This is a genomic window from Kitasatospora sp. Root107, from assembly GCF_001424875.1.
Classification (GTDB): domain Bacteria; phylum Actinomycetota; class Actinomycetes; order Streptomycetales; family Streptomycetaceae; genus Kitasatospora.
Map to the genome: position 1 here is coordinate 1 of NZ_LMCT01000046.1, position 24,410 is coordinate 24,410.

The 24,410-nt window shown below is 66.6% G+C and carries 12 protein-coding genes and 1 tRNA gene; 4 read left to right on the plus strand and 9 right to left on the minus strand.

Annotated features, from left to right (window positions below; translation table 11 throughout):
* Window positions 1–241: 241 nt before the first annotated feature.
* The 3 genes from ASC99_RS41420 to ASC99_RS41995 all read right to left on the minus strand — a co-directional run bounded on the left by ASC99_RS41420 (window position 242) and on the right by ASC99_RS41995 (window position 8,565).
* Window positions 242–739 (minus strand): helix-turn-helix domain-containing protein, encoded by a 498-nt coding sequence (locus ASC99_RS41420; RefSeq protein WP_082598747.1) that lies wholly within the window; start codon window positions 737–739, stop codon window positions 242–244.
* Between the two features lie 294 nt (window positions 740–1,033).
* Window positions 1,034–1,471, minus strand: coding sequence for an Imm1 family immunity protein (locus ASC99_RS37945; protein ID WP_082598748.1), 438 nt, complete (start codon window positions 1,469–1,471; stop codon window positions 1,034–1,036).
* Window positions 1,471–8,565 (minus strand): polymorphic toxin-type HINT domain-containing protein, encoded by a 7,095-nt coding sequence (locus ASC99_RS41995; protein ID WP_162257937.1) that lies wholly within the window; start codon window positions 8,563–8,565, stop codon window positions 1,471–1,473. The genes ASC99_RS37945 and ASC99_RS41995 overlap by 1 nt, the downstream gene beginning before the upstream one ends.
* A gap of 463 nt (window positions 8,566–9,028) precedes the next feature.
* On the opposite strand from ASC99_RS41995, the gene ASC99_RS29800 reads away from it, so the two are divergent.
* Window positions 9,029–12,928 carry a LamG-like jellyroll fold domain-containing protein gene (locus ASC99_RS29800; RefSeq protein ID WP_157531843.1) on the plus strand — a complete coding sequence of 1,300 codons (3,900 nt, stop codon included), beginning with the start codon at window positions 9,029–9,031 and terminating at the stop codon, window positions 12,926–12,928.
* Between the two features lie 390 nt (window positions 12,929–13,318).
* Here the strand turns inward: ASC99_RS29800 and ASC99_RS39090 are convergent.
* Window positions 13,319–13,429 (minus strand) — tRNA-OTHER (locus tag ASC99_RS39090).
* Window positions 13,430–13,527: 98 nt separating this feature from the next.
* Here ASC99_RS39090 and ASC99_RS29805 point away from each other — a divergent pair.
* Window positions 13,528–13,743 (plus strand): hypothetical protein, encoded by a 216-nt coding sequence (locus ASC99_RS29805; RefSeq protein ID WP_057237876.1) that lies wholly within the window; start codon window positions 13,528–13,530, stop codon window positions 13,741–13,743.
* A 201-nt stretch (window positions 13,744–13,944) separates the two neighbouring features.
* Here ASC99_RS29805 and ASC99_RS29810 read toward each other — a convergent pair whose 3' ends face one another.
* Entirely contained in the window at window positions 13,945–14,685 is a 741-nt protein-coding gene (locus ASC99_RS29810) for a hypothetical protein (RefSeq protein ID WP_057237878.1), read from the minus strand.
* Between the two features lie 33 nt (window positions 14,686–14,718).
* Here ASC99_RS29810 and ASC99_RS29815 point away from each other — a divergent pair, with 33 nt between their 5' ends.
* Window positions 14,719–15,162, plus strand: a complete 444-nt coding sequence (locus tag ASC99_RS29815; protein WP_157531844.1) for a hypothetical protein — start codon at window positions 14,719–14,721, stop codon at window positions 15,160–15,162.
* 426 nt (window positions 15,163–15,588) lie between these two features.
* Here the strand turns inward: ASC99_RS29815 and ASC99_RS29820 are convergent, their stop codons facing one another.
* Window positions 15,589–16,500 (minus strand): hypothetical protein, encoded by a 912-nt coding sequence (locus ASC99_RS29820; protein ID WP_057237881.1) that lies wholly within the window; start codon window positions 16,498–16,500, stop codon window positions 15,589–15,591.
* A 404-nt stretch (window positions 16,501–16,904) separates the two neighbouring features.
* Window positions 16,905–17,606 carry a hypothetical protein gene (locus tag ASC99_RS29825; protein WP_057237883.1) on the minus strand — a complete coding sequence of 234 codons (702 nt, stop codon included), beginning with the start codon at window positions 17,604–17,606 and terminating at the stop codon, window positions 16,905–16,907.
* A 190-nt stretch (window positions 17,607–17,796) separates the two neighbouring features.
* Between ASC99_RS29825 and ASC99_RS29830 the strand changes: the two genes are divergently transcribed.
* Entirely contained in the window at window positions 17,797–18,096 is a 300-nt protein-coding gene (locus ASC99_RS29830; protein WP_057237885.1) for a hypothetical protein, read from the plus strand.
* Between the two features lie 16 nt (window positions 18,097–18,112).
* Here the strand turns inward: ASC99_RS29830 and ASC99_RS29835 are convergent, their stop codons facing one another.
* Entirely contained in the window at window positions 18,113–20,713 is a 2,601-nt protein-coding gene (locus tag ASC99_RS29835) for a DEAD/DEAH box helicase family protein (RefSeq protein WP_057237887.1), read from the minus strand.
* Window positions 20,714–21,019: 306 nt separating this feature from the next.
* Entirely contained in the window at window positions 21,020–23,131 is a 2,112-nt protein-coding gene (locus ASC99_RS29840; RefSeq protein ID WP_157531845.1) for a tetratricopeptide repeat protein, read from the minus strand.
* Window positions 23,132–24,410: the final 1,279 nt, after the last annotated feature.

The window sequence follows — 24,410 nt, forward strand, 5'->3', positions numbered from 1 at the left end:
TACCGGGGCCAGCTCCTGCGCCTGGCCATCGACAAGGTGTTCCTTCGCCAGGCCGACTACAGCGGTCAGCACATTACGTCTGAGCGTGTCGTAATCGAGTGGGCCAAGCCCCGAGGGTGGAAGCCCCCAGAGAAGCCGGACAAGGCGGCCTGGTCCTGAAACGAAGAAAAGGCCCCCGGTCAGCACTGAGCCTTTTCAGCTCGCTACTGAACTTGAATTCGTGATGTCGGTCTGAAGGTGCTCAGCCGTCCATGATCAGGCCGGTGGTGGTGAGGCATCCGTCGATGAGGTGGGGGCGGTACTGGATCTGCTTCAGGCTGCGTCTGACGGCTCGGGCGAGCTGGTCGAGGTTGGCGGCGGCGAGGTTGCCGATGGTGCGTTTGACGAGCGACAAGATGCCTTCTTGCGGGTTGAGGTCTGGTGCGTACGAGGGGAGTTGGAGTACGGTCAGCCAGTCCTTGCTTGCCTCGATGAACTCCCGCATCGGCGGTTCCAGCCGGGCGATCTGGGCATCGGACAGCTTCGGACGACCGGGCGAGCCCTTCGAGGCGATTCCCGCAGCGCCGTCCTCGCGCCACTGTCGGCGCCAGCGCTCCACCGAGCGCACGCTCACCCGCAGCGCGGCCGCGATCTCCCGGCTCTTCTCCCCCGCCTCGAAACGTTCCACGGCCTGCTGCCGGATACGCTCTCGCGCCGCTCTCTGCGCGTCGGTCAAACCGCCGCCCTGTGCATACCTCACAGCACACGACTACCGGGGCCGACCCTCCGCTGGCAGGCGAACGCTACTGCTTCACCCGTCCGAGCGACATCACGAATTCAACCTCAGTACTCCCGATGAAGCCTCGTGGCTGGACGGGCGGAGCATTCAAGTTCAGTGCTGCTGCCAAGACGCCAAGTGGCCCCACCGGAAACGATCCGGTGGGGCCGCCTCTACTTTTCCGCTAAGGCTTCGGAAAGGCGATATCTGTTCATTTATCCGCGAACCCATTGAATACTATGGACAATCTCAAGAGAGCTCACGCGGCTCGCGGATTTACCAAACTTCTGGCACCTGCCATTGAACGCACGCTGGACGCTTGCCCCCGCTGGTCAGAAACTCTGTAACGGCTTGGCGCACAAGTTCGATCGGAATTTCCGAGCGATCCGGGAATTCTGTCATCTGACCCATGATCAAGTAGGGAACATCTCCTCTCCCTTCCGATGAGCCGATGGTCACCAGATTCCCTGATTCAGCATCCATGAACGCGAGAACACCTACGGGAAGATTTCTATCGACCCCAACCAGGAGTTCGTGATCAGGATATCCGGACGGGAGAAGCGGGCGCTCCAAAGAATGCAGTTGGGCGAGGTTGTGGTACGCCGGCCCCGTCAGGAGTGCCTCAATAAGCGCATCGACGTCATCATTGGTACTGAGCACGACTGGCTCCTTGCCATGCTCTCGTCGATACCGCGCCTCTGCACGATGCTTCATCACCTGGCTCCTCCGTATGTCTGCGATTTCCAGCCCCCGCTTCCGTCGGGCCAGTGTACGGTAAGTGTCCTATCGCCGAGGATGGTACTCAGGACATCGTCACACCCGAGCATTACCGTGCATGGGCCTGCCGGGTTGTTAATTGCGATATCCGCGTTATTGATTCCATCCCGGATCATGGTGGCCGCAAATTTCTGTTCGGCATCGCTGGCGCGAGCCGAAGTGACTGTTCCCGGCAGGCGCCCAGCAGCTCGGAGCCTGTCATTGACAATATTGAGCAAGCCGGCGTCGGCAGTCTTATTCCCGCTCACAATATTGTAGACGCTCCCATTGGCTGCAACTCCGGTGCCGAATGTTGCACCGCCTGCATATTCAGGAAGCCCGGCACCGACCTTGGCAGGGTCGAAGCAGTTCGAATTGTGAACCAGGATCGGCGTATTCCCGGCAAGTACATAGTACGTGTGGATTTCGGCGACGGTCAGGTCATAGGTGACGACGGGCTTCGTGTAGCTGTTGACGGCGGCGATTTGGACGACTGTGCCGTTGTCGGTGCGGAGGTCGTCGCCGGCGTGGAGGTCGGCGGCGTCGGACCAGCGTTGTGTGGTGGCGTTCCAGTAGGGGTGGTTTTGGGTGGAGGTGAGAGTTTGGTCGCCGGTGGGTGTGTGGACGGTGACGTCGGTGAAGTCGGTGTCGGTGAGGGTTGTGATGACGTTGGTGACTGGTTCGTCCTGCGTGGTGCCCGTGGTGGGGTCTGTGGCGCGGACGACGTCGCCGGCTTGGACATCTTGGATGGCTTTAGTGGTGCCGTCCGCGAGGAGGACCTCGGTGCTGCCGGGGAAGCTGTGCCTGCTGCAGACCTGGGCGAGCACCTCCATCATCTTTCGGAGAGCGGGTGGTGCGTCCTTGGAGAGTGCCCGGCCGAGGAGTTGGGCGGCCATTACGGCGCCGGCTTCTTCAGCTCCGACGGCGATTCCGCCGATGTCCATGGTGGAGGCTGCGAGTCCGGCGACGTCGCATTCGTGTTGGTCGTGTCCGAAGCTGCACCTGGCCCAGGGGACGACGAAGGTCATGTCGCCGATTCCGGTCGCGAGTGCTCCGGCTTTGGCGTTGTCCTTGTCTCGTTGTTCCTGGGTTTTGCAGCCGATGGACCACCAGTCGATGCCGCAGCTCTTCTTTTTGGTGTAGTCGTCAATCGCCTTGCGGATCTTGTTGACGCGGGCTTGCTTCTGTTCGGCGATGGTGGCTTTGGGGTTTTGGTTGACGGTGCTGTTGCTGCATTCGCTTTCGACGCAGTCGCCGACCATGGTGGCGTCGGGGCTGCAGTCGGCGCCGCAGGCGTTGCCGTGTTCGTTGCAGCCTTCGTGGCCGTTGCGGCAGGTGTAGAGGCCGGTGGGGTCGCTGGAGCTGACGGGGTCGTTGTTGCTGTAGGCGTAGGCGTTCCATTGCTGGGGGTTGCCGAGGCCGATGATGGGGTCGGGGCTGAGGAAGCGTCCGGTGGTGGGTTGGTATTCGCGGGCGCCGAGGTTGGTGAGGCCGGTGGCGTCGTCCTTGGTTCCGCCCACGTAGCCGTGGCTGCCTGCCCATGTGGTGGGCTGGGTGCCGCGGGGGTTGCCGAAGGGGTCGCTGGTGCGGCGGGTCTCGGTGAGGGTGGTGGCGTCCAGGGCGAGGGTGCCGGTGCCGTGGAGGTCGTTGATCTGGTAGGTGGCCTTGCCGCCCTGGCGCACCAGGGTGATGCCGCCAGGGATCTGGTAGTAGCGGGTGCCGCTGACCGTCTGCGCCAGCGTGTCGTAGACGAGTTCGTCGCCGCCGAGGGTGATGGTGGTCTTGCCGGGATCGCGGCGGATGAGCTGGTTGCCGGAGGCGTCGTAGAGGTATGTGGTGGGTCCGGCGCTTCCGGTTTTGCTGTAGGTGGCGAGTTTGCCCTCGGAGTTCCAGGTGAGGGTGGCGGTGCCGGAGGTGTCGGTGACGACGGTGGTGTTGCCCGCCCTGTCGTACTCGGTGGTGGAGCCGAGGGTGGTAGTGGGAGTGGTGGTGGTGGAGGCGGTCAGGGCGTGCGGTCCGCCGGTGCCGCCGGTCTGCGGGTTCGGCAGGGCCGTGTTGATGGTGCCGGCGGGCGGGAACGTCTGGTTGACGGTGGTGTCCTTGGTGGGGTCACCGGTGGGGTCGTGCTGGACGAGCTGTTTGCGGTTGCCGGTCAGGTCGTAGGTGTAGCTCTGCCAGTAGGGGGCGGGACCGCCGACCGTGGCACGGGCTGGGGCGTGGGCGCCGCTGGTGGGGGTGGTGTTGGCGCAGGAGCCCTGGTTGCCGACGGTCGGCTGCGGAGCCAGGGTGAGGGTGCCGGTGTCGGACCAGGCGGTGGTCAGGCGTCCGAGATGGTCGTAGGCGAAGCACTGCAGGTCGGTGGCACTGGGGGTGTTGTCAGGGATGCTGCGGACCGCGGTGAGTTGCCCGGAAGCGTTGTAGGCGTAGGTGTTCTGCTGGACCGCGCCGGTCGCGGCCGTCTGCTTGTCGACGAACTGCGATACGGGGCGGCCGGTGGACTCGTCGTAGGTGTTGGTGACGACGATCTGGGTGCCCCACGGGTTCACGGTGGAGCGGATGTTGCGTCCGTATGCATCCCAGTTGGAGGAGACGTCGTAGGTCGTGGCGGTGGTGCCGAAGGAGCTCAGCGGGCCGTAGTCGTCGTAGTTGTAGGTGACCTTCTCGGACGCGATGTCGCCGACCGCCGAGCGGTTGTCGGACTTGGGTGCGCCGGTGATGGGGTCGTAGGTGGCCTGGTAGGTGTAGGTGAACGGGGTGGCGGAGCCGATCTCGGAGCCCGGGATCGTGGTGGTGGTCTTGGTGGGCTGGTAGGCGGTGTTGTAGGCGAGTACCGCACTGGTGTAGGCGGCTCCGCCGGCGCCTGCCGTGTAGCGGGTGGAGGTCGCGGGCTGGCCCTTGAGGACGGTGTCGTAGGTGAAGCCGGTCAGCTGGTTGGCCGGGGCAGCGGTGCCTGCGTAGGTGGCGGTAGGACGGCCGAGGAGGTCATAGGTGTAGGTGATGGTCTGGTTGCGGGCGTCGGTGGTGGAGGACAGGCGTCCCGCGGTGTCGTAGGTGCGGGTGCTGGGTCCGGTGTCGGGATCGGTTGCACTGGTCTCGCGCCCGCGCAGGTCGTAGCCGTGGGTCCAGGTGTTGCCGGCCGCGTCCCTCTGCGCGGAGATCTGGCCGCCCGGCGTGTGCGTGTAGGTGGTGATGTCGGCGTCGGTGGGGTTGCCGGTGGCGGTGAGGGTCTTGTACTGCCACAGCTGGGTGGTCTGGCCACGGGCATCGACGACGGTCGAGGACGCGGTGGTGCCGGCCGGCGGGGTGGAGTCGGTGCGGTCCGCGCCGGGGTAGGCGACAGTGCTGCTGCTCTGGAGCACGCCGTAGGCGAGGAGTTCGCTGGTGGTTGCGCGCCCAATGCCGTCGTAGAGGGTGTGGGACTGGGCGGGCACCTGCTGGGTGGTGGTCTGGTAGAGGGTGGTGCCGGGCGGGGCGTCGTTGTTGTACCAGCTGGCGTTGGAGCGCATCACGCGTCCGTGCGAGTCGTACACGACATCGGAGATCATGCGGCCGCTGTAGGCGGAGAGCGCCGGGCTGGCCTGGGTCTGGATCGCCCGGCCTGTTCCGTCCATGATCTGGATGCTGACCGCGTACGAGCCGTTGGCCCGCAGTGAGGAGGATGTGATGCTCGCGGGGACCACTGTGCCGTTGACCGGGGCGGGCAGGGCGTAGGTGAAGGTCTGGTTCGCGCTCTGCGGCTTGGCGCGGCCGGGGAGCCAGACGCCGGTGAGGCGGCCTGCGGCGTCGTAGGCCGTGGTGGTCACCCGGTTGTTGGAGTCGGTCACCGAGGTGGGCAGGGATCGCGCGGTGTCGAAGGTCGTCACCGTGGTGCGGCCGGTCAGGACGTCCCCGGCGCCGGCCGGGGCCGGGGTGGTGACGGTCGTGCTGTTCGGAAGCTCACCCATCTGGGCGGCCGTGTAGATGGTGGTGATGGTGGCGCCGCTCAGGTGGGCGTCGTCGATGGAGTTGGGGTCGGTGGCGCCGGTGGGCCGGCCGTAGGGGTCGAAGGTGGTGGTCAGAGTGGTGAACTGCGGTATGCCGCTGGCGTCGAAGCGATCCAGTGTCAGAGCGGCGGTGGGGTTGTGCGACGTGCCGAGTTGCCCGAACGCCTGGCCGTCGAAGTGTGTCCGGCTCCATGCGGTGGTGTTGGCCGTGGTCGGCGTGGCCGTGCAGGCGTTCGCGCCGTTGACGACGATCTGCTCGGAGGCGATTCCGAGGACCTGCGCGTCGGAGCCGGCCGCGTAGCCGGTACGGGTGCAGATGTCGGGAAGGCCGTCGGCCGTGTCCAGCGAGGTGCTGACACGGTTGCCGTTCGCCGGGTCGGTGGTGGTGGTCTTGCTGGCGGTCCGCCAGGTCTGGTCGGTCTTCAGCGACTTGGAGGTGCTGGTCGAGTTGGTGGTCGCGTAGCGGGCGATCAGGGCGGGGTAGGTGCCCCTGTTGTGGGTGGCGGTGGGGACGGGGGTGGCGGCGGTGTTGACGGTGTAGGCGGTGATGGTGCCGTCAGCCTGGGTATAGGTGTCGCTCTCCAGGATCTGCCCAGAGAGCCAGTCGGAGTCGGTGACCGCCCCGCTCATGGGGCCGGCGACGGTGGCCGTGCGGGTGCCGGTGGAGGTGATGTCGCCGTTCATGCCTTGGTAGTAGGTGGTGCGTTTCTGCGATTTGGGGCCGTCCTGGCCGTTGCCGGCGAGGGTGATGACGCTGGCGTAGCCGCGGAACTGGGCCCAGGTGCGATCCATGTCCTGGGTCAGTGGGGAGTCGTCGCGGTGCCAGGCGGCGTTGCCGTAGCTGTAGGCGGTGGTCATCGGCACTGCGCCCGGAGTGTTGGGGTTGCTGGTGACGGTGGCGACCGGGTAGCGCAGGAACCAGTCGTCGACCGGCTGGGCGCCTGCCTGTTCGTTGGGCTGGTGCCACTTGACGTTGAAGCAGGAGCGGGTGTCGGTGTCGGCGGAGGCCGGCATCACGCCGTTGACGCGGGAGCAGTCGGCCGGCTTGTAGTCCACGCCGATAGTGCCGCCGGTCTCGGTGGTGATCAGCTGGATGCGAGGGCGGTTGTACTCGGGGCGGGAGGGCACCAGGTTGGTGCCGTCGACCCGGTTGCGCAGCAGCATCGCGGTGAAGGACACCGGCGGGAGCGCGATGGCATCGGGGGATGCCTGCTGGTCGCTGGCCGTGCGCTTGATCGAGGCGAGCCAGGGGACCTGGGTGTTCTCACTGGAGTTCTGAACGTTGATAAAGGTGTGGCTCAGGGCGTAGGAGTCGACGTCCTGGTACACGCCGTTGGCCCGGACCTTGGTGGTCACGGAGGTCAGCCATTTGGTGGTCCAGAAGGAGGGGCCGTAGTTGGTGCACGCGGCGCCGGCGTTGCACTGTTGGTCCAGGGGTACGTCTGGCCAGTTGCCGGCGTTGGCGCTGGTGCGCTGGGCGGGGTCGCAGGCGGCGGTGGAGGTGACGCAGCGCTCGGTCGAGGTGAAGTCGATCTTCGCTGCGGGGTTGTAGGTGCCGTTCGCGTTCAGCTGGTCTGTGAGCAGCTGGCCGTAGCCGATGGAGGCCAGGACTCCGCCACGGGTGTAGGGGGAGGAGCTGCCGGTGCCGTTGTTCTGGCCGCCGCCGCGGGCGTAATAGTTCGCCTCGGGGGTGTAGGTGTAGGTGGTGAGGTTGCCGTTCGGGTCGACGACGTAGTCCAGGTTCCAGCGCCATGCGCTCTGGCACCAGGAGGCTTTGCCCTTGGCCGGGTCGTAGCAGGGGTCGCCGGGGTTGGGCGAGTAGACGGGGACGGTCCAGGCCGAGCCGCTGTCGGGGCCCTTGGTGGTGGGGTTGCCGGAGGCGTCCGGCAGGTGGTTGAGGCCGAAGTAGAAGACCGTTCCGCCGGTGTCGGTGACCTTGATGTACGACTTGTTCCAGGTGCCGTTGGTCGCTCCGGTCAGGAACTGCACCTTGGTCGCGTCGTCGTCCTTCAGACGCCAGGTGCAGTTGGATTGCTCGGTGGTGCCCGGGGGACTGGTTTGGCAGGAGGTGTCGTTCGGCACCAGCTCGCCGGAGTGCCCGGCCAGGGAGAGGCTCAGGTTCGCGCCCGCCCAGCACTGGTCGCCGGACTTGGCGATCCCGTCCCTGGAGCAGGGTTGGAAGGAGCGCTCGACGAAGCCCGTCGAGTAGTCCCAGCCGTCTCCGATCCACGACGCCTGAGCGTTCGTGGAGGACGTCTTGCCGTCCACCGACGCGGAGTCGTAGGACAGGCCCACCTGCGGGGCGGAGCCGGCGAGGGCCGGCGGTGCCTGGAAGGGATAGGAGTAGGAGAACGAGCCGGAGGAACTGCCGGCGGTCCACGCCTGGGACGGGTTCAGCGACGTCGCCGCGTACGTGCCTGCACCGCTGGAGGAGCCCGACACCGCCGCGACAACGGTCGCGGAGGACGTCGAACCGCCGGACTGCAGCGACTGGATCGCTGTCTTGGCCGGGCCGCCGCTCGCGGGCAGTGCCACATCGCCGACGAGCTTTTTCGTCGCCGCCTCGAAGTGCGAAGCGACGGGTGTCTGCTCCAGGCAGCCTGGCACCTGCGGGGTCGCAAGGGAGCAGGCCGGCAAGGTGACGAGCCGCGCCCGCGAGGCCCAGTCCGCACCGTAGCCGGTTCCCAGCTTCGCGGTGTCGAGGCTGACCCGCACCGTTGCGGTGTCCGCCGTTCCGTCACGCGAGAGTGCCACCGCCGGGCCGGTCAGCCCAGCGGAGGCAGCAGCCTTGGGGTCGGCCATGTCGACCCGCACGTTCTGGCCAGCGGCCGGCGACCCGGCTACCGGGGCGAGCGAGACGGGCAGCCCTGCCGCGCCCACCTCGGCTCCGGCGTCCAACTCCTGCGGGGAGCTTGTCGAATCCTTCGGTACGAGCGCTGGCGCGGGACCCAGTTCCACGGCCGCGTGACCCGTGGGGGTTGACTTGATGTCCTTCGGCGGCTGCCACGTCGAGGGCACCGGGTGGGCCGGTTTCATGGCCGCGACCGGCGCGGTGCTGGAACCCTTCACCGACGGGGTTCGAGGCAGCGGAGTGTTCGGCGGCGCCCACTCGCGCGAGTAGTCCGGGCCTGCAGCGACGGCCACCGACACCGGGGCGAGCAGTGAGACAAGGATGCTGGCCGCAGCGACGAGGGAAAGATATCTGCCTCGCCTCCCTAGCATGGATCGCTGGTGACCCAAAGCGGGTTTTGACAACACTAAAAATACCCCCCAGTAATAGTGATTCCGATATAAGCACCCATGAGAATGGCGCCGGGAGCCTACCAGTGACCCAGCTGAGGCGGTCAAGGAATTCCTTATGACTGGTCCATGGTGATCCATCTCACATGGCCTACATATCGTTGATGAGTACCGTAAACCGGACCAATTGGCAGTAATTTTGATTGTGAACGTCTACTGATATAGGTGAGCGTGTTGTCGACCTCTGTGCAATCGCACTCGGAGGGTTCCTCAGCATCGGAGTGTTCTCACCGTGACCAGACGCCGCGGCGCAGCCGCTCAACGCCTGATGGCGGTCGGCGGGGCCTTCGCCGTCGCCCTCAGCCTCGCCAGCCCCGTCGCGTTCGCCGCAGGTCCGACCGCGACACCGTCGTCGGGCGAGATTGCGGCGCTGGACGCCGAACGTGCCAAGGCGCGACCAGCCACCGAGGCGGATCAGGCGTTCGTGAAGGCGAAGTCCACCGGGCAGAACGTCGTGATCGACTCGCTGACCAGTGAATTCACCGAGACGGCCGCCACCCCCGCAGGGCATCTGGCCGTCACCTCGCACCCCGACCAGCAGCGCGTCCGTCGCGGTAACGCCTGGGCAGCGCTCGATGCGACGCTCGCCGCGAACGCGGACGGTACGTACTCGCCGAAGTCCTCCGTATCGGGTTTGAGGATGTCGAAGGGCGGCGACGGACCACTGGCCACGATGGCCAGCACGGACGGCAAGAAGCTCTCCCTGACCGCCCCGTTCTCGCTGCCTGCTCCGACGGTGGACGCCGACGGCGACGGCCTCGTGTACCCGAATGTTGTGCCCGACGTAGACCTCAAGGTCACCGCCACCAAGCTCGGCGGCCTGACCACCGTGTTCGTGGTCAAGACTCAGGCCGCAGCAGCCAGCCCCCAGTTGAAGACCCTCCGGTTCGCAACCGCCGTGGACGGCGTCACGGTCAGCGCCGACCAGGCGGGCAATCTCACCGCCACCGCTGCCGACGGGAAGCCCCGCTGGACGGCCCCAGCCCCGCAGATGTGGGACAGCAGCACCGCCGCCGCCGCGAAGACCGACGCGTCATCCCCCCGGATGCTCGCCCAAAGCCAGACCGAGGCCAGCACGAGCGACGACAGCACCCCGAAGACGACAACTGTCAGCACCGCCGACGGCCCTGGCGCGAACTCGAAGACCGTCACGATGTCCGTCACCACGGACGCGGCGGGCGTCAGCCTGACCCCCTCCCAGGATCTGCTCACGCACGGCACGGCCCCGTACTTCATCGACCCCGCCTGGCTCCCGTGGGCGCCATCGGCGAACGCCTGGACCTGGGTCCAATCCGCGCACCCCGACGCCAACAACTGGCAGCGCAGCGGCAGCAACGACCAGGACCACCCCGGCGTGGGCGTCTGCGCCTACTACGCGGCCGGCGGCAGTTGCAGCCCCGCCGACACGTACCGGACGTTCTACCAGTTCGACATCAACCCGCTCAGGGGCGCGGTCGTGCACTACGCGACGATGAACCTCGAGGAGTACGTCTCCGCGGACTGGTCCTGCACCAACAACTACCCCTTGGACCTGTACCTGACCGGTGCCATCGGCAGCGGCACCAGGTGGGGCAACCAGCCCGGGAAGATGGGTGGCTCGCTCGGCCAGCAGTGGGTCGGCGGTTCCGGCCACACCAACTGCTACAACAACGTGCCGTTCCAGTACAACGTCACCGGCACGGTCCAGACATGGGTCAACAACGGCCAGCTCACCTTCGGCCTCTACGGCAACGAGAGCAACCAGAACGCCTTCAAGCGCTTCACCTACCAGCCGTCGCTGTACATCGAGTACGACCGCATCCCGTACCAGCCCACCAACCCCGGCGCCTCACCCGCACCGCGCATCGTCAACACGACCGATGCCTACCAGGCCTGTGACAACAGCGACTCCAGCGCGTGGGCCTGGGTCGGCGCGGGCTCCCAGCAGGCCGGCGCCATCTCACTGGACGCCACCGTCACCAGCCCCGTCCAGGCCCAGCTCTACTCCTGGACCCACATCTGGGACTACAACCTCCCCGGCGTACCCGATGTCGACGGCGGCTGGTCGGCCCTGGTGGGCAACGGCACCACCGCCTCGTGGAAGGTCAGGGCCGGTGCGATCCAGGACGGCCACGCCTACGGCTTCGGCATCTTCGCAGGCGACCAACTGGTCGACTGGTCACCCTCAACGGCGACCTGCCACTTCAAGGCCGACCTGACACCCCCGACGGCGTCCTTCCCGACGACGGTGAGCGACCTGAACACCCAGTTCCCCCCGTCCGGCAACGGCCAGGTCACCACACTCACCACTGGCAAGGCCGGATACGTCCCCTTCACCGGTACCGACCCCAACCCCAGCGGGCTCGGCTCCTCCGGGCTCGCCTGCCTGCGCTGGAGCTTCGACCCCCAGTTCGCGGGCGCGGCCTGGCAGTGCGGCACCTCCATGCCCACCAGCCAGATCCCGGTCACCCCCAGCCGGTGGGGCACCCACATCCTCTACGTCCAGGCACAGGACAAGGCGGGCAACCTCTCCCCCGCCGCTCAGTACGCCTTCTACGTCCCCTGGAACCCCAACGGCCCCGCCCCGGTCTTCGGCGACATCACCGGCGACAGCGCACCCGACATCGTCACCGCCGACGCGAGCGGCAACCTGCGCGCCTACACCGTCCCCGGAAACCCCCTCGCCCTGGCCCCCGCCACACTCCTGGCAGCCCCCAAGGCCAACGCCCCGGGCGCGACCTGGACCGGAGTCAAAACCACCCACCGCGGCAGCCTGCGCGGCGGCATGAACGTCGACGACCTGATCGCACACAAGGACGGCGACCCAACCCTCAAGCTCTACAAGAACCCCGGCAACACCAACATCCCAGGCGCTCTCGACGCCTCCAGCTCACTGCTCCGACCCGGCTGCACCACCACACCCAACTGCACCGGTTACGCCACCGACTGGGCCGCCGTACTCAACGTCGCGGCCCTCGGTGACCCAAAGACCAGCGGCCTCGACACCAGCAAGAAGTTCCTCAACCGCACCGGCCTTTTCACCGTCGAAACCGCCCCCAACAACGAAGGCGCGCTGTGGTACTACCCCACCATCGACGACTCCACCTTCGGCACCCCCGTCAAAATCGCCGCGACCGGCTGGAAGGACATCGACCTGATCTCCCCCGGTGACTGGACCGGTCAGGGACGTCCGGGACTGTGGGGACGCAACCGCGCAAACGGCCAGCTCCACGGCTACACCTTCAACACCGGCACCGCCACGTTCACCGACGAATACGACAACGTCACGTCCTACACCGTCATCACGGGGATCGCCACCGACACCGTGATCGGTGCGGTCAGCAGCACCACCTGGCCGCTCATCGGCTCCGACGGCGACCTCACCGGCAGTGGCCACCCATCCCTGTGGGCCATCACCCCCGCCGGCCAGGTCCAGATCTGGACCGGCCAGCCCACCGGCACCCCCACCGCGCCCGGATACGCCTGGGCCACCGGCCCCGACACCATCAGCAGCACAGCGATCAACCCACTGCGCTGGAAACTCAACAACACGGTCAACGACACCACCAACACCAACAACCTCACCAACTACAACCCCTACACCTTCGGCCCCGACCACACCGGCACCGCCAACGGCGCAGCCGTCTTCAACGCCACCAACTACCTCCAGGGTGTCAACCCGGGCCTGGACACCACCAAGAGCTACTCCGTCGCCGCCTGGTTGAAGATCAACAAGACCACCGACTGGCAGACCGCCGTCTGCCTCGCCGGCAGCCAACGCAGCCCCTTCTACCTGCAGTACTCCAAGTCCTACGGCACCTGGGCCTTCATCGCGGCCGGAACCGACGACGCCAACACCGGCACGTACTACGCCGCCCACGCCACCACACCCGCCGAGACCGGCAAGTGGGTCCACCTGGTCGGCACCTACAACGCCGACACCCAGGCCATGACGCTCTATGTCAACGGCACCGCCGTCGGCGCCACCACCAACCAGAACCCCTGGAAGACCACAGGACCCGTCATCATCGGAGCCTCGGCCGCCACCGACTACCCACTCAGCAACCAGACCGACGGATCCATCAGCGACGTCCGCCTCTACCCCTATACCCTCACCAGCCAGCAGGTGCAGTCGGCGATGACAGGCAGCTGACCCCACCACCGAACCCACCGACGCCAAACCCGCGGGGCCGGCGACACCGTCGCCGGCCCCGCACCCCCTCCCGCAGAACACCGCCCACTCCGACGTAGCGGGAGTGGACAGTTTGAGCCTCAGCCCTTCGATCCCCCCGACCCAGCCATCCGCACCACCGCTGCACGCTTGTCCACCGGCCGTCCACCGAGGCTCTCCGGCCCAGGGCAGACAGGCTGACCGATGCTGGCAAAGCCGCAGGTCACAGGCTCCACCCAAAGAATCGATAACGCCATCGAACTGAAGACCTACGCATTGCGATACATAGAGTCCAGGTGCCCGATTTGCCCGACTCCCATGGTCATCGGAACGAGAAAACCCCAGGTCAGAGGCCTGACCTGGGGTTTACCTTGGAGCCGCCTTCGGGATTCGAACCCGAGACCTACTGTCCTCTGACAGGTGATCGTGACCGATTGCCAAGCGATCTTGACTGCCAGCGGGTTCCTGCCACTTGATCTCGGCCAGGGATCTGATTCCTGCGGGCTCGCCGCCCGATGCGGTGCGCTCCGTTGACGGGAACCCTGTCGCGGTCGCCCTGGGCCCTCCGGGATGCTCGACCCATGCGTATCGACTTCGACGGCGTCACTCCGGTGCTGCGGATGCTGCTCCTCAATGAGTTCCAGCCCCACTCCGACTTCCATGTCGAGCTGGAGAGGCCGGTGTTCGTCGCGGTGGGCGACCGTGTCTCGTACGAGGGCGGCGCCGTCGTGGTGACCCGCTTGACCGGTGAGCGCCACAGGTACCCGGAGGGCGACAGCTACTGGATCTGCCGCTGACGGCCTGGCGGTCGAGATCATCTGTCAGTCGGTCAAGGTCGCCTGTCAGTGGGCACCGCGGTGCCCACTGACAGGCGACCTTGACCGTGTGTCAAACGATCTCGACCGGCGCTTGGGTAGTTCGTCCTCAAGGTGTGGGTCTGGGATGGTCTCCCGCGCTCACTGCCAGCTGATGGCGAGCGTGGGGAGTTGCCGCGTTGCTCACGGCAGGCTCAGCCGGGACCTACGGTGGTCAGGGAAGCGATCGGCGTCCGGGTCGAGGAAGTCGATCAAGTCCATGAGAGCGATCTGAAGCCGCACGAGCCTGGGGTGCGGACGTGTCCAGGAAGCCAGTTCGCGGATGCCGTCCGATAGCGGCTCGAACCACGAGGCGAAGTCAGCGTCAGTGTCCAGGCGTCGGCAGAACTCCGCGTAGCCCAGGCACTCGTCGTTGCTGTCGCTGATCAACAGCTCTCCGAGGGCCCGCTGGTAGCTCCGGAATACCCGAAAGTGGGGATCGTCGTAGCCGTCGCTGTTGAGCACGTTGCTGACAGCCCAGAGGTGTCGGACGACAGTCCGGGAGTTCTCACGGTTGCCGAGGTCCAGGAACTGGATCTTGCCTCGAAGCAGCTCCACCTGACCGAGGTAGTCGGCCGCGACGTGCAGGGTGCTCCTGAGCGCGTATGTGCGATCGAGGTCGTGGCCCTGCGCGTAGTAGATGTTCAGGAACCTCCTATCCACGATGTTGAAGAGACGTGATTGGAGGTCATAGGCCGCCCACAGCAGCGGATCCCGGCGCCGGCTCATCAGGTCCTGGTGATCGGCCAGCTTCAGCTGCTCCGCGCTCTGCCGTCCCAGCTGCGCTTCGAGTAACGTCTGCTTCCGACTGAACCGGGAGCTGATCAGGACGCTTGAGAGGGCGACCACTCCGGAGACTGAGGCCACCACGAGCTCGGTGTTCATGAGTTGTGAACCTATCGCTAGGGTCAAGATCAAGTGGCAGGAATCTTGGCGCCAGTCGAGCCGGGCGGGGTGGTGGATGATCGGGTTGTGCTGGTGCAGACAGAGCTGATGCCGCGGTCCGGGGCGGAGCGGGTGATGGTCCGAGTCCACACACCCGTAGGCAGTGCCGTGGCGGTGTGGCGCGGTGACCCACACGACGCGGCGGGTCCGCACCACATCGAGTGGACCATCAGGGAGGACATCCACTGGGGCCTCAACACACGGCCGGCTCTGCTCGCCGAACCAGGGGTGCGGGAGGAGGCTGGCCAGGTTGTGCTCCGAGGACGGCTCCAGCTCACCGAGGACGGCGTGGCGGTCCTTGAGCTGGGTCACTCGCAGGTGTTGTTCGACGTCTGCTCGCCGCCCCCGCCCGACGACACCTGGGTGGAGATCCGCATCGATCCCGACGGAGTGGAGCTGTACCCCTACCGGCTCTGACCGGGCAAAGTGACCTGGCAATCGGTCAAGATCGCGTGTCACAGGACACCTACGCATTACGAGACCATGAGCGATCGTGTTGCGTGGTGCCTGGCCGTGCTGCCGAGTGACGTTTTGCCTGATCAGAGCACGTGCGGCTGGTTGACCTGTGATACCCCGTGTTGCACCGTCCAAAGGCGTCCGTCCACCGGCTGTCCACCGGGAGTGCTCCCCGTGGGGCCGAACGGGCGGTTTGCGGGGTTGTCGCTTCCCTACAAGCACACCCTGGATGGTGCTTGCCGTCAGATGGATCGCTCCGTCTGACTGCTCGGCCATCGTAGCTGCCGGATAGGGCGCCGACCCCTGCGTCGCGGGTGGCGAGCCGGAGAGCGCGGGGGCGGTCATCGCTCCGCCCCTCAGAAGTCACACCGGCCCCGTACCCGTCGGCTACCGGCGCCGAAGCCCCGCACGCACCTCGGCGAAAATCGGCTCCGCCAAGCCAGCCGTGCAGCCGAGCGTCGCGGCGAAGGAGTCGACGTGCTCACGCACCTGCGCTTCCCTCCCGTCGGGCATCGCGAACATGGCACCGCTGGCGCCCGCGCGGTCTTGAAGCCGTGCTCGGTCGCCCTGGTACCTCGCCCACCCCGCGCGAAACTCGGCGCGGGCAGCGCGCAACACGTCCGTGGACACGCTCTCGACTGTAAGGCTCCGCGTGACCTCCAGCTTGAGCATCCACATGGCCACGGCGGCATCGAACGTCATCGGCATCTCGGGCAGGCCGATCGTCCGCTCGTCGAGGCGCGGGAGCCCGTCGGCCCGGAAGGGCGACGCCAGGTCCCGCATTGCCGGCCCCAGGAGGTCCCAACGCGGACGCTTGGTCGTCTCTCCTTCGACGAGCAACCCCTCCACCATCCGACGCTGTTCCCTTGGCGCCTCGGGGTGGGCGAACTGATCGATCACCTGTCGGGCGGTCGATCGGCGCCGCGCGGCGCTGCGGGCCCCAGCACTCCTGGCGTAGGTGCGGAAGGCTCGGCGGGCCTGCTCATCAGTGATCACGGTGTCGTAGGTGAGCCAGATGTGCAGGTTCACCGGGACCACCGTGTGGTGCGGGACACGAGCAAGAGGAGAGCGCTGCTTCGCTTCGACGATTCCGTGGAACAGACGGCGTTGCTCGGGAGGAAAGACTCGGGCGTCGCTTCCCCGTTGTCTGGACTTCCGGAATACGGGTGCCGCGAGCAGCCCGTGCTCGACCCAGTCCTTGATCATGCGCGGGGTCGCTTGGGCAACGCCGAGGTCAAGGGCGTCAGCGACCAGGTCCTCTGTCGTTGCGGCGACCTCTCCGAGCTGGCGGTCCGTCATGTCCTGGAACGTACACCGAGATTCGGCGTCCCTGATGCGACTTCACCGGGGCTGCCCGGCGAAGGTGAAGGAGTGCTAAGGGCACGCCCCCGCGCCGACGTGTTCCTGGCGGGATCTTCGGCGCGGGGACTGACCAACCCCACTTCTCAGGAGGCTGCCATGTCCCACCGTAAGCACCGTCCAGCTGCTCGACCACGTCGCGGTCGCCAGCGACATGATGCGATGAAGCCCAGTCTGCTGCTGGCTGTCGTCCAGGCCGGCGCCTGTGCTGCGGCGGCGGCGCTGGCAACCGCGGCGGCCGACGCCGCACTGCGGGTGCTCCACATCCGCTGATCTCTCGCCAGGGTGGTCACGATGGCGGGTGCTCCCTCACCTCGTGGCCACCCTGGTCCCATGCTCCGCAGTTACGCGGAACCGCTCCCGAACGGCCAGGCCGAGACCTCAATCGTCAGGCGGCTCCCGTCTTCCCCTGCCATGAGCAAGGCCACCACGGGCAGGGTCTCTGCGAGGTCTACTTCCCTGTCCTCCGCCTGCTGCTTCGCCTCAGCACGTGCCTGTTCCATCGCCGGAATCCATGTCTCCGGCACCGGCACAGATTGCGACAGCAGCAGGACCTGGCCGCCGTTCGCGAGTCGAATCCGGCCGACCTCGGTCAGCGCCGCGTTCCACTTCACGGGGGGAGCGGACGCTTCCGCGAGCAGCACCATGACTGCGACGCCGTGGTCGGGCCCAGCGGCCGGAAGCAGCGTGATCTTCTTCTTCTCGGCCGGGTAGGTCTGAAGCTCTGACTCGGGCATGACGATCGTGTACCCGAGCGTCCATCCCGGTGCCATCTGTTCGCCCGACGGCGCGAATTTGTCGAAGGCTCGGTCTGCGCCGGGCTCCAGGAATCCGGCCGCACCTGCGTCGTTGAGGAAGGCATGCCTCCATTGGCCTGATTCGTGGAGGCTCACTTTGATCTGTCCCGCAATGGGTCGGGCCGCGATGTAGACGTCCGAGGTTCCGGAGTTGGCGAACACAGTCCAGGACGACGACCTGCGCTCGTCCGAGGCCACGGTCTGGAACCGCAGCTGTCCGCCGGTCTTGGCTGCTACATCCGATGCCATCGGGCTGTCTCCCCACTCTGGTCTCGCCAGCCACCGCAGTCGCGAGGGCTTCAGGCGGCTAACGAGTGGCTCCATCTGCCGGTGCCCGACGCTGTCTGCCAGCCCACCCCTCGAAAGTCATCAAATCCGGAATACGGCCCTGCTGTTTTCGATTGGCTCTCCTGTAGCCGCTGCTGGAGGGGGACCGCAGATGACTGACCTGAAGGTGTTTCGCCGGACCGACGATGGGCGTGACGTCGAGGTGCGCGGGGCGACGGTGGCGCTGGAGGTGGAGCTGCAGCGGCGGGTCGAGGCGGGCATGGAGGCGATGCTCGGCATCCGCTTCGTGGCGTCCGAGTATCCGACCGGGGTCACCGGCACAGGTGATTGCGCTCCTATGAGGAACCTTCGGCGCGGCCCTGCGCGCCAAGTGAACGATCGCACCTTCGTGGCCGAGCCATGCTCCCCGCGATTGGTCACGACTCCTGCGGCGGAGGGGGACGCATCCTGATCAGCACCGCATGTCATCACGTCGACGGGAAGATGGCGGCTACGTCGTCTGCGGTGATGAGGCGCCCACGAGAGGGGGCGAGCAGCTTGCCCAGCCAGCCGTCCTGTTGTGGCAGAAGCGCCTCGATCCTCGTGCGGGCTTCCCCGCGCGCTTCGGCGTTGTTGCCACCGCACAGCGCGTCATATTGGCGAAGCCGATCAGCCAGCATGTCATAGAGCCGCACGGCCGCGCCGTGGTTGACCAACACGATCCTGTCGTGAGCCGCTTCGGCAGCGTCGGCCTGGGTCGCGGTCGCTGGGGTGAGCAGGCAGCCGAACAGGCGGGTCTTCGCGGTGCGCCTGGTCTCGACCTCGATCTGCCCGAGCAGTTGGTTCACGTCGCCGCGGTTGAGCGGCTTGGGCTCGCCCTGCGGGACAGTCTTGACCTCCCAGACGCGGCGTTCTGCGCGCTTGGCGGTGGACCATGTCCAGCGGCAGTCCGTGGCGCTCTGCTCGGTCTTGGGTGGGCGTTCGCCGCTGGCTCCCACGAGGCGGGCGAGCCTGGTTAGTCCTTCGCACTGTTGATCGTGGTTTCCGGTGAGCAAGGTGCGCCCCTCCGAGAGGACGCGGTCGAGCCGGGGGCCGGATTCACGGCGCCACTCGTCCCAGGCGAGGAAGAACCGGTCGGTGTCGTCAGCGGTGTATTGGTGGCCTTCGAGGTCGGCGGCGGTGCGTGCCAGTCGGCGGAACCAAGTGGTGCGCGGACCGCCGGCGATGGCGTCCTCCAGTGCCTTGCGTGCGGCTGCCAGGTCTTGGGCGCGTCCTCGGTTGAAGTGGGCATGGGCCTCCACGTAGCGCCAGAACGCGGCGTGTTCGGTTTCTCCGGCCTCGGCGAGTTGGGCAGCAGCTTCACTCGCCTTCGTGGCCGCTCCCGTGTGGTCGCCGAGCCAGAGGTCGGTCGCTGCGGAGACCTCGGCATCAGCACTGGAGACGTCTCCGCGCCCACCGGTGTTGCGGCCCGGCCGCGCCTTGCGGCGAGGACCTGCCGGGGGCGCAGTCCCGGCAAATGCGGGGGTCTGCGTTGCTGGTTGCCAGAAGGCGGCACAGGCGCGCAGAGTGCCGTCCCAGCCCTGGTCATAGATTTCCAGTGCAGCGCGGATGGTGGGTTCGGTGCCTGCTGGGATCGACTTGCGGACCGCCGGGTCGGCGAGCATCTGGGCGAAGCTGGGGTCCAGACCGAGGTAGAGGGAGCGGTCGGTCGGTTCGCGGTTGGCACGGCCCAGTGCTTGGGTGACGCGCTGGCCGACGCGGTGGCGCATGAAGCTGGCATCGCCGAGGTAGGCGACGACGAACCGCTCGAACTCGCTACTGGCCTGCGGGACCGTGGTGATGATGACCAGCTTGCACAGGTCGCCCGCGAGGTCGAGCCCGTCGTAGCGGCCGGCGGTGATCAGGTGGCCGTTCGCGACTCTGCTCCAGGTGTCCACCATCGAGTCATCGCCAGGACGAAGACGGTAGACCTGCTGCCCGTAGACGGTGAGGGTTTCTTGAAGGGTGTCGGCCTCGGCGTGGCTGGCGCACAACCAGGCGGCTCTGCCGCCGGCCGCCCGCGCTTGGGCGAGGGCCCAGCCGAGGACGTGCTGGTCGGATGGCTGTTCGACACTCGGGTTGAGTACCAGCAATCGCTCGCCCGTCGCGCCGGTCGGCAACGGCGTGGCGGTGGCCAGGCGGGTGACCGGCCCGCCACCGACTCGCCTCTGGAGGTCGTCCATCGAGCCGAGGGTGGCTGACAGGTAAATCCGCTGCTTGGCCCGGCTGTACTGGGTGTTGAGCGCGGTCGGCGGGTGATAGGGGCGGATCTCGATTCCGGAGGGTCCGATGAGGACGCCGCATTGGGCGAGGTGGTCGCGAACGGTGGGCCAGACGTACCTCACATCGTCCTTGAGTTCGCGGTCTGTGACGAGAGGTGATGCCTCGATGGCGTCGCGCGTCGGACCCGCGATCGCGTCCCAGTCACTGAAGGACAGCAGTTCGGGTGGGGTGCCCGGCCGGGCTGTGCCATCGAGCATCGCGCGCAGGCCGGGATAGGCATCGGTGTGTGCCACCACCAGCTCACAGATCGTCCGGTAGAGCTGGCGGGCAGGACCGAGCTTGTCGGGAATGCGCAGGGTCTGCAGCCCGCTGAGCGGTTGCTCGGCGAGGTGAGCGTCGTCGAAGATGACCAGGTCGGCGGGCTGCGGGACAGGATTGCTGTTGAAGTAGACCCAATAGTTCATCACACCGACGGCCTGGGCCTGGTGGTAGTCGTCGAGTTTGGCGCCGCCGTAGTCCTTCGAGGCAAAGCGGACGACATCCAGTCCCAGCGCTTCGGCTTCCTCTTCGACCCGCTCGGCGAGTTGGCGGGTGCCGGTCAGATAGGCCACCGACCACCCGCGTGTGAGGGCGTAATCGGCGATCAGCAGCGCCAACAGCGTCTTGCCTTCGCCGGTGGGCATCTCGATGGCCAGGTCCGTGGTGTCAAGGTGCTGCTCTGCGTACGCCGCGAGGACCTGGCGCTGGCCGGGCCGAAGCTGAGTGAACCTCGCCGACTCAAAATCCGCCAGGCTCTGTTCGAAGTCCGGCTTCGCCACGTGTGCCATCGTTCACTCCTCACTCTCAGGGTGTGAACTCTACGTTGCCGGGTGCTTACCCGGCCGCGCTATTTCCTTTCGCGCGGAGAGGTGAACGGCACGAACTGGTCGACTAGTGCTGTGACCGCATAGGTTCGCCAAGTCGGCGGTGGTTGGGCCGGCCTGAGCCGGTTGGATGTGGGCGTACATCCAGTCCAATGACGGTTGACCGGCTCTGCCATCACTCCATGTCCGAGCTGAACGTCTCGCGACATCCAACCGGCCGAGAGACCACCAGTGCACGGCACTAGCTAGTAGCTTGCGCGGGGCTCGCGGCTATGTGGGTTCGTTCAGCCCTGGTGTGCCCTGACTTGTGTTCAAGGGTGCCGCCACGAGCTTCGTCGTGGGGTGGTTGGGGCCAAGCGCCAGCATCGCGTCGTTCAGGGTCTGCTTGTGCAGACGGTTCGCTCGCTCTCGGGCACCCGCCATTTCATAGGCGCGGGCGAGGTTGTTGCGGAGAGTGATCGCGATGGGGTGGTAGGGGCTCATTTCTCTCACCGCGTCGCGTGAGGCCCGTTTGTAGAGGGAGATGGCTCGCTTGAGATCTCCCGCCACTCGATAGGCGTGGCCGAGGTTGTTGCGAGAGACAATCGTCTGCGGGTGCTTTCCTCCCACATTCCGTATCTGGTCGGTGAGTGTCTGCTCGAATAGGGGGATGGCTCGGTGGAGGTCTCCCGCCGCCCGATAGGCACGGGCGAGGTTATTGCGGGTTGTGAGCGTGGCGGGATCGTCTTCTCCCTGCTCCACCACGGAGTTAGCCAAGGTCTGTTCGAGCAGAGGGATGGCTCGCTTGAGATCTCCCGCCTCTTGGTAGGCCTCGGCGAGGTTATTGCAGGTGGCGAGCGTGTCGCGGTGCTTTTCTCCCAGCTCTCGTACCCGGTCGTCGCGGGTTTGCTCGAACAGGGGGATGGCTCGGTCGAGGTCCCCCGCCACCCGGTAGGCCCAGGCGAGGTTGTCTTGGGCGGTAAGCGTGTCGGAGTCGTCGGCGCCCAACAGACGGTCGAAGTCGTTATGAGCACGTTGCAAGTACTGAATGGCACGTTGGGCCTGGCCCTGATCGCGGAGAAATACTCCAGTTCCAAAGAGCAATTCGGCGGTGGTGCGGGTATCGGTGGTGTGATGTGCGCGGCTCTCAAGAGTTTCGACGTGGGGCAGCAGCCTGCGCCAGGCAGGCCAAGTCGCCGGGTTGACCCAGTCGGTCGTGGGGATGGCCGTGTGCACGAGAGCGGCAGCATCGTGAAGCGCCTGGATCGTGTCGTCGGGTTGGCGGTGAGGATCAGTGGTGTCGGGGGTGCGGGCGAGGGCCTGGACGAGCCGGTGCACGGTCAGGGTGTCGCTGTTGGCCGTGATCATGCTGTAAGCGGCCAGGCGGCGTATCGCACGGTGGACGGCCGGTCGGGTGTCGAGAGGGCCGAAGAGGCTGCGGGGGATGTTGTCGGGGGCATACCAGGCCAGTATCCGCAGGATCTGACTGGCGAGTGGGGTGTCAGTGAGGCGATCGAGAGTGATGCGCCAGATCTGGGCGATGGTCCGCTCGACGTCGTGTCCTTCCCCCGCCTCTCGGTACATGTCGGCGGGATGGTCGGCGAGCAACCCCAGGTAGGCGCGGGCAGTGATTCCGGCTTCAGCGATGTAAGCGCCGGCCTGTTCGATGGCCAGAGGCAACTCCCCGAGTTCACGGCAAAGTTCAGCCGCGCCTTCCGGATCCGCCGGAGGCGGGCTGCTGTCTCGGGTGAGAATCTGGGTGAGCAGATCAACGGCTTCATTCGGGCTGAGGACATCGAGGGGAACAGAGATGGCCGTGTCGTGCCAGCCGGAAGAGCGACGGCTGGTGATCAGGATCCGCCCGGTGGTGACCCGGCCCAACAGAGGTGCGACATGGTAGGGATCATCAACGTTGTCCAGAACAAGCAGCCACCCAGTGTGGGTGGCAAGCCATTGCAAGGCTCGCTCCGTCAACTGCTCCTGGGGTAGCTGCGCGAGTGCCGGCTGCAGGGCCGCAGCCAGCGCCGCCAGGCCAGCATCGAGGTCGGTGGGCGTATCAGCGGTGATCCACCACACCGGGTTGTTCCGGCTGACACGGGTGCCGGCCCAGCGGGCGGCCAGGGCGCTCTTGCCGACACCGCCCAGTCCGTGTAAGGCCTGAACCACCACCGCCCCTGCCCCGTCCAGCACGGCATCCAGCAGCTGAAGTTCCCCAGCACGCCCGACGAACGTGGCGTGCCGCACAGGCAGGTTTACCAGCCCTGGTGGGGCTTCCACCGTTGCAGGCGGACGCAGTTCTCCCGGCGGTATCTGCACGACCGTCGCATTGTCCCCGGTGAACGCGTTCCCGAGGAACGGTGCGCCTTCGGTGTTGATTGAGATCGACCGCTCGCCGGAGGCCACCGTGGCAGCACTGCCCCAAGGACCAGCTGTCGCATCCTGCCGCTCCGGCCGGGCTTTCTTCCGTAACGACCGGCTCACGGCGAGGTGCCGCCGCCCGGCTGGTCACCTGTGTCGGCGTCGCCTTCCAGGCCCTCGCCGAGAGCGATTGCCCGTTCGCCGGAGGCAGTCACTGACCCAGGTGATACGGGCGGCTGGGTCTGCGCATGAGTCTCCGGATGACTGGTCGGCAGGCCCTTGTCCCCGGTAGGCAAGCCCTTGTCCCCGGTAGTGATGTTCCCCTTCACGTTGCCGCGGACCGCGACTGACCGACGACCCCGGGCTTCCAGGGGGCCAGCCCCAGTGCTGGCAGAGGTGACGAAGCCATGACCCCAAAAACCGGCCGGGGTGACAAAGGCCAAGCCCGCCGCCGACGCCACCGTCCAGCGCACGGCCGGCTCCCACGACGAAGGTAGAAGCCACACCCCGCACACCACCGTCGGGACAGCGAACGCAATGGCTACTACGACAGTCGCTATTAACCAGCGTGCCCCTTGTGCAAATGCGTCACTCATAAGTCCATTGTTCGCCCGGAGAAGGGGACATGTCCTGCTGGGGTGTAAGTCGAGAATGACGGGATCCGGGTGCCGGTGACGTGGGCGTACGCGCAGGCAGCCACCAGCTCTGGCGGTTGGTTGCCAGAAGGGCCAGCGCCCCCCACCCCAACGTCTGGCGGCCCTGCACAGGAATGCGCCCGCATCCGCAGCGAGAAGGGCCTCCGCTGGGGCGGCAGGCCGGTGGCCTCCGCGTGCTGACTACTGCGACGTCCGCAAGGCCGCCCCCCTTGGAGGCGACATCCAGGTCGACCATGACCTCCTCGTGCTCCAATCGGCCGTGCTGCGAGAGCGCGAGGCTGATCAGCGCCAGCTCCGCAGCCTGGTCGCGCAGCGCGTACTGCTCATGGGTCTCCTCACCGAGACCACCCAAGTCGTCACGCTCCCAGGCCTCCGCCTCAGCCTGGATCATGGGCCTGGACGGTCGCACCGTGACCCGGCCGACCTATGCATCGCACACGCTCCCTGATCGTGGCCAGCGCCTTCGAGTCTTCCCGATACCGAACGCACTGCTCTTGATCCACCACAGGGCGAGGCCACTCAGGGCTGGCCGCGTCTCGGCCGATTAACCCGGGGAACGTATGCGGTCAGAGCACTAGTAGGGCTTGGTCAGGTTCGTATTGGTGTGGGTATGTCGCGGTGGCAGGTGGGGCAGGCGCCGGCCCAAGTGCTGAGGAGCAACTGCAGCT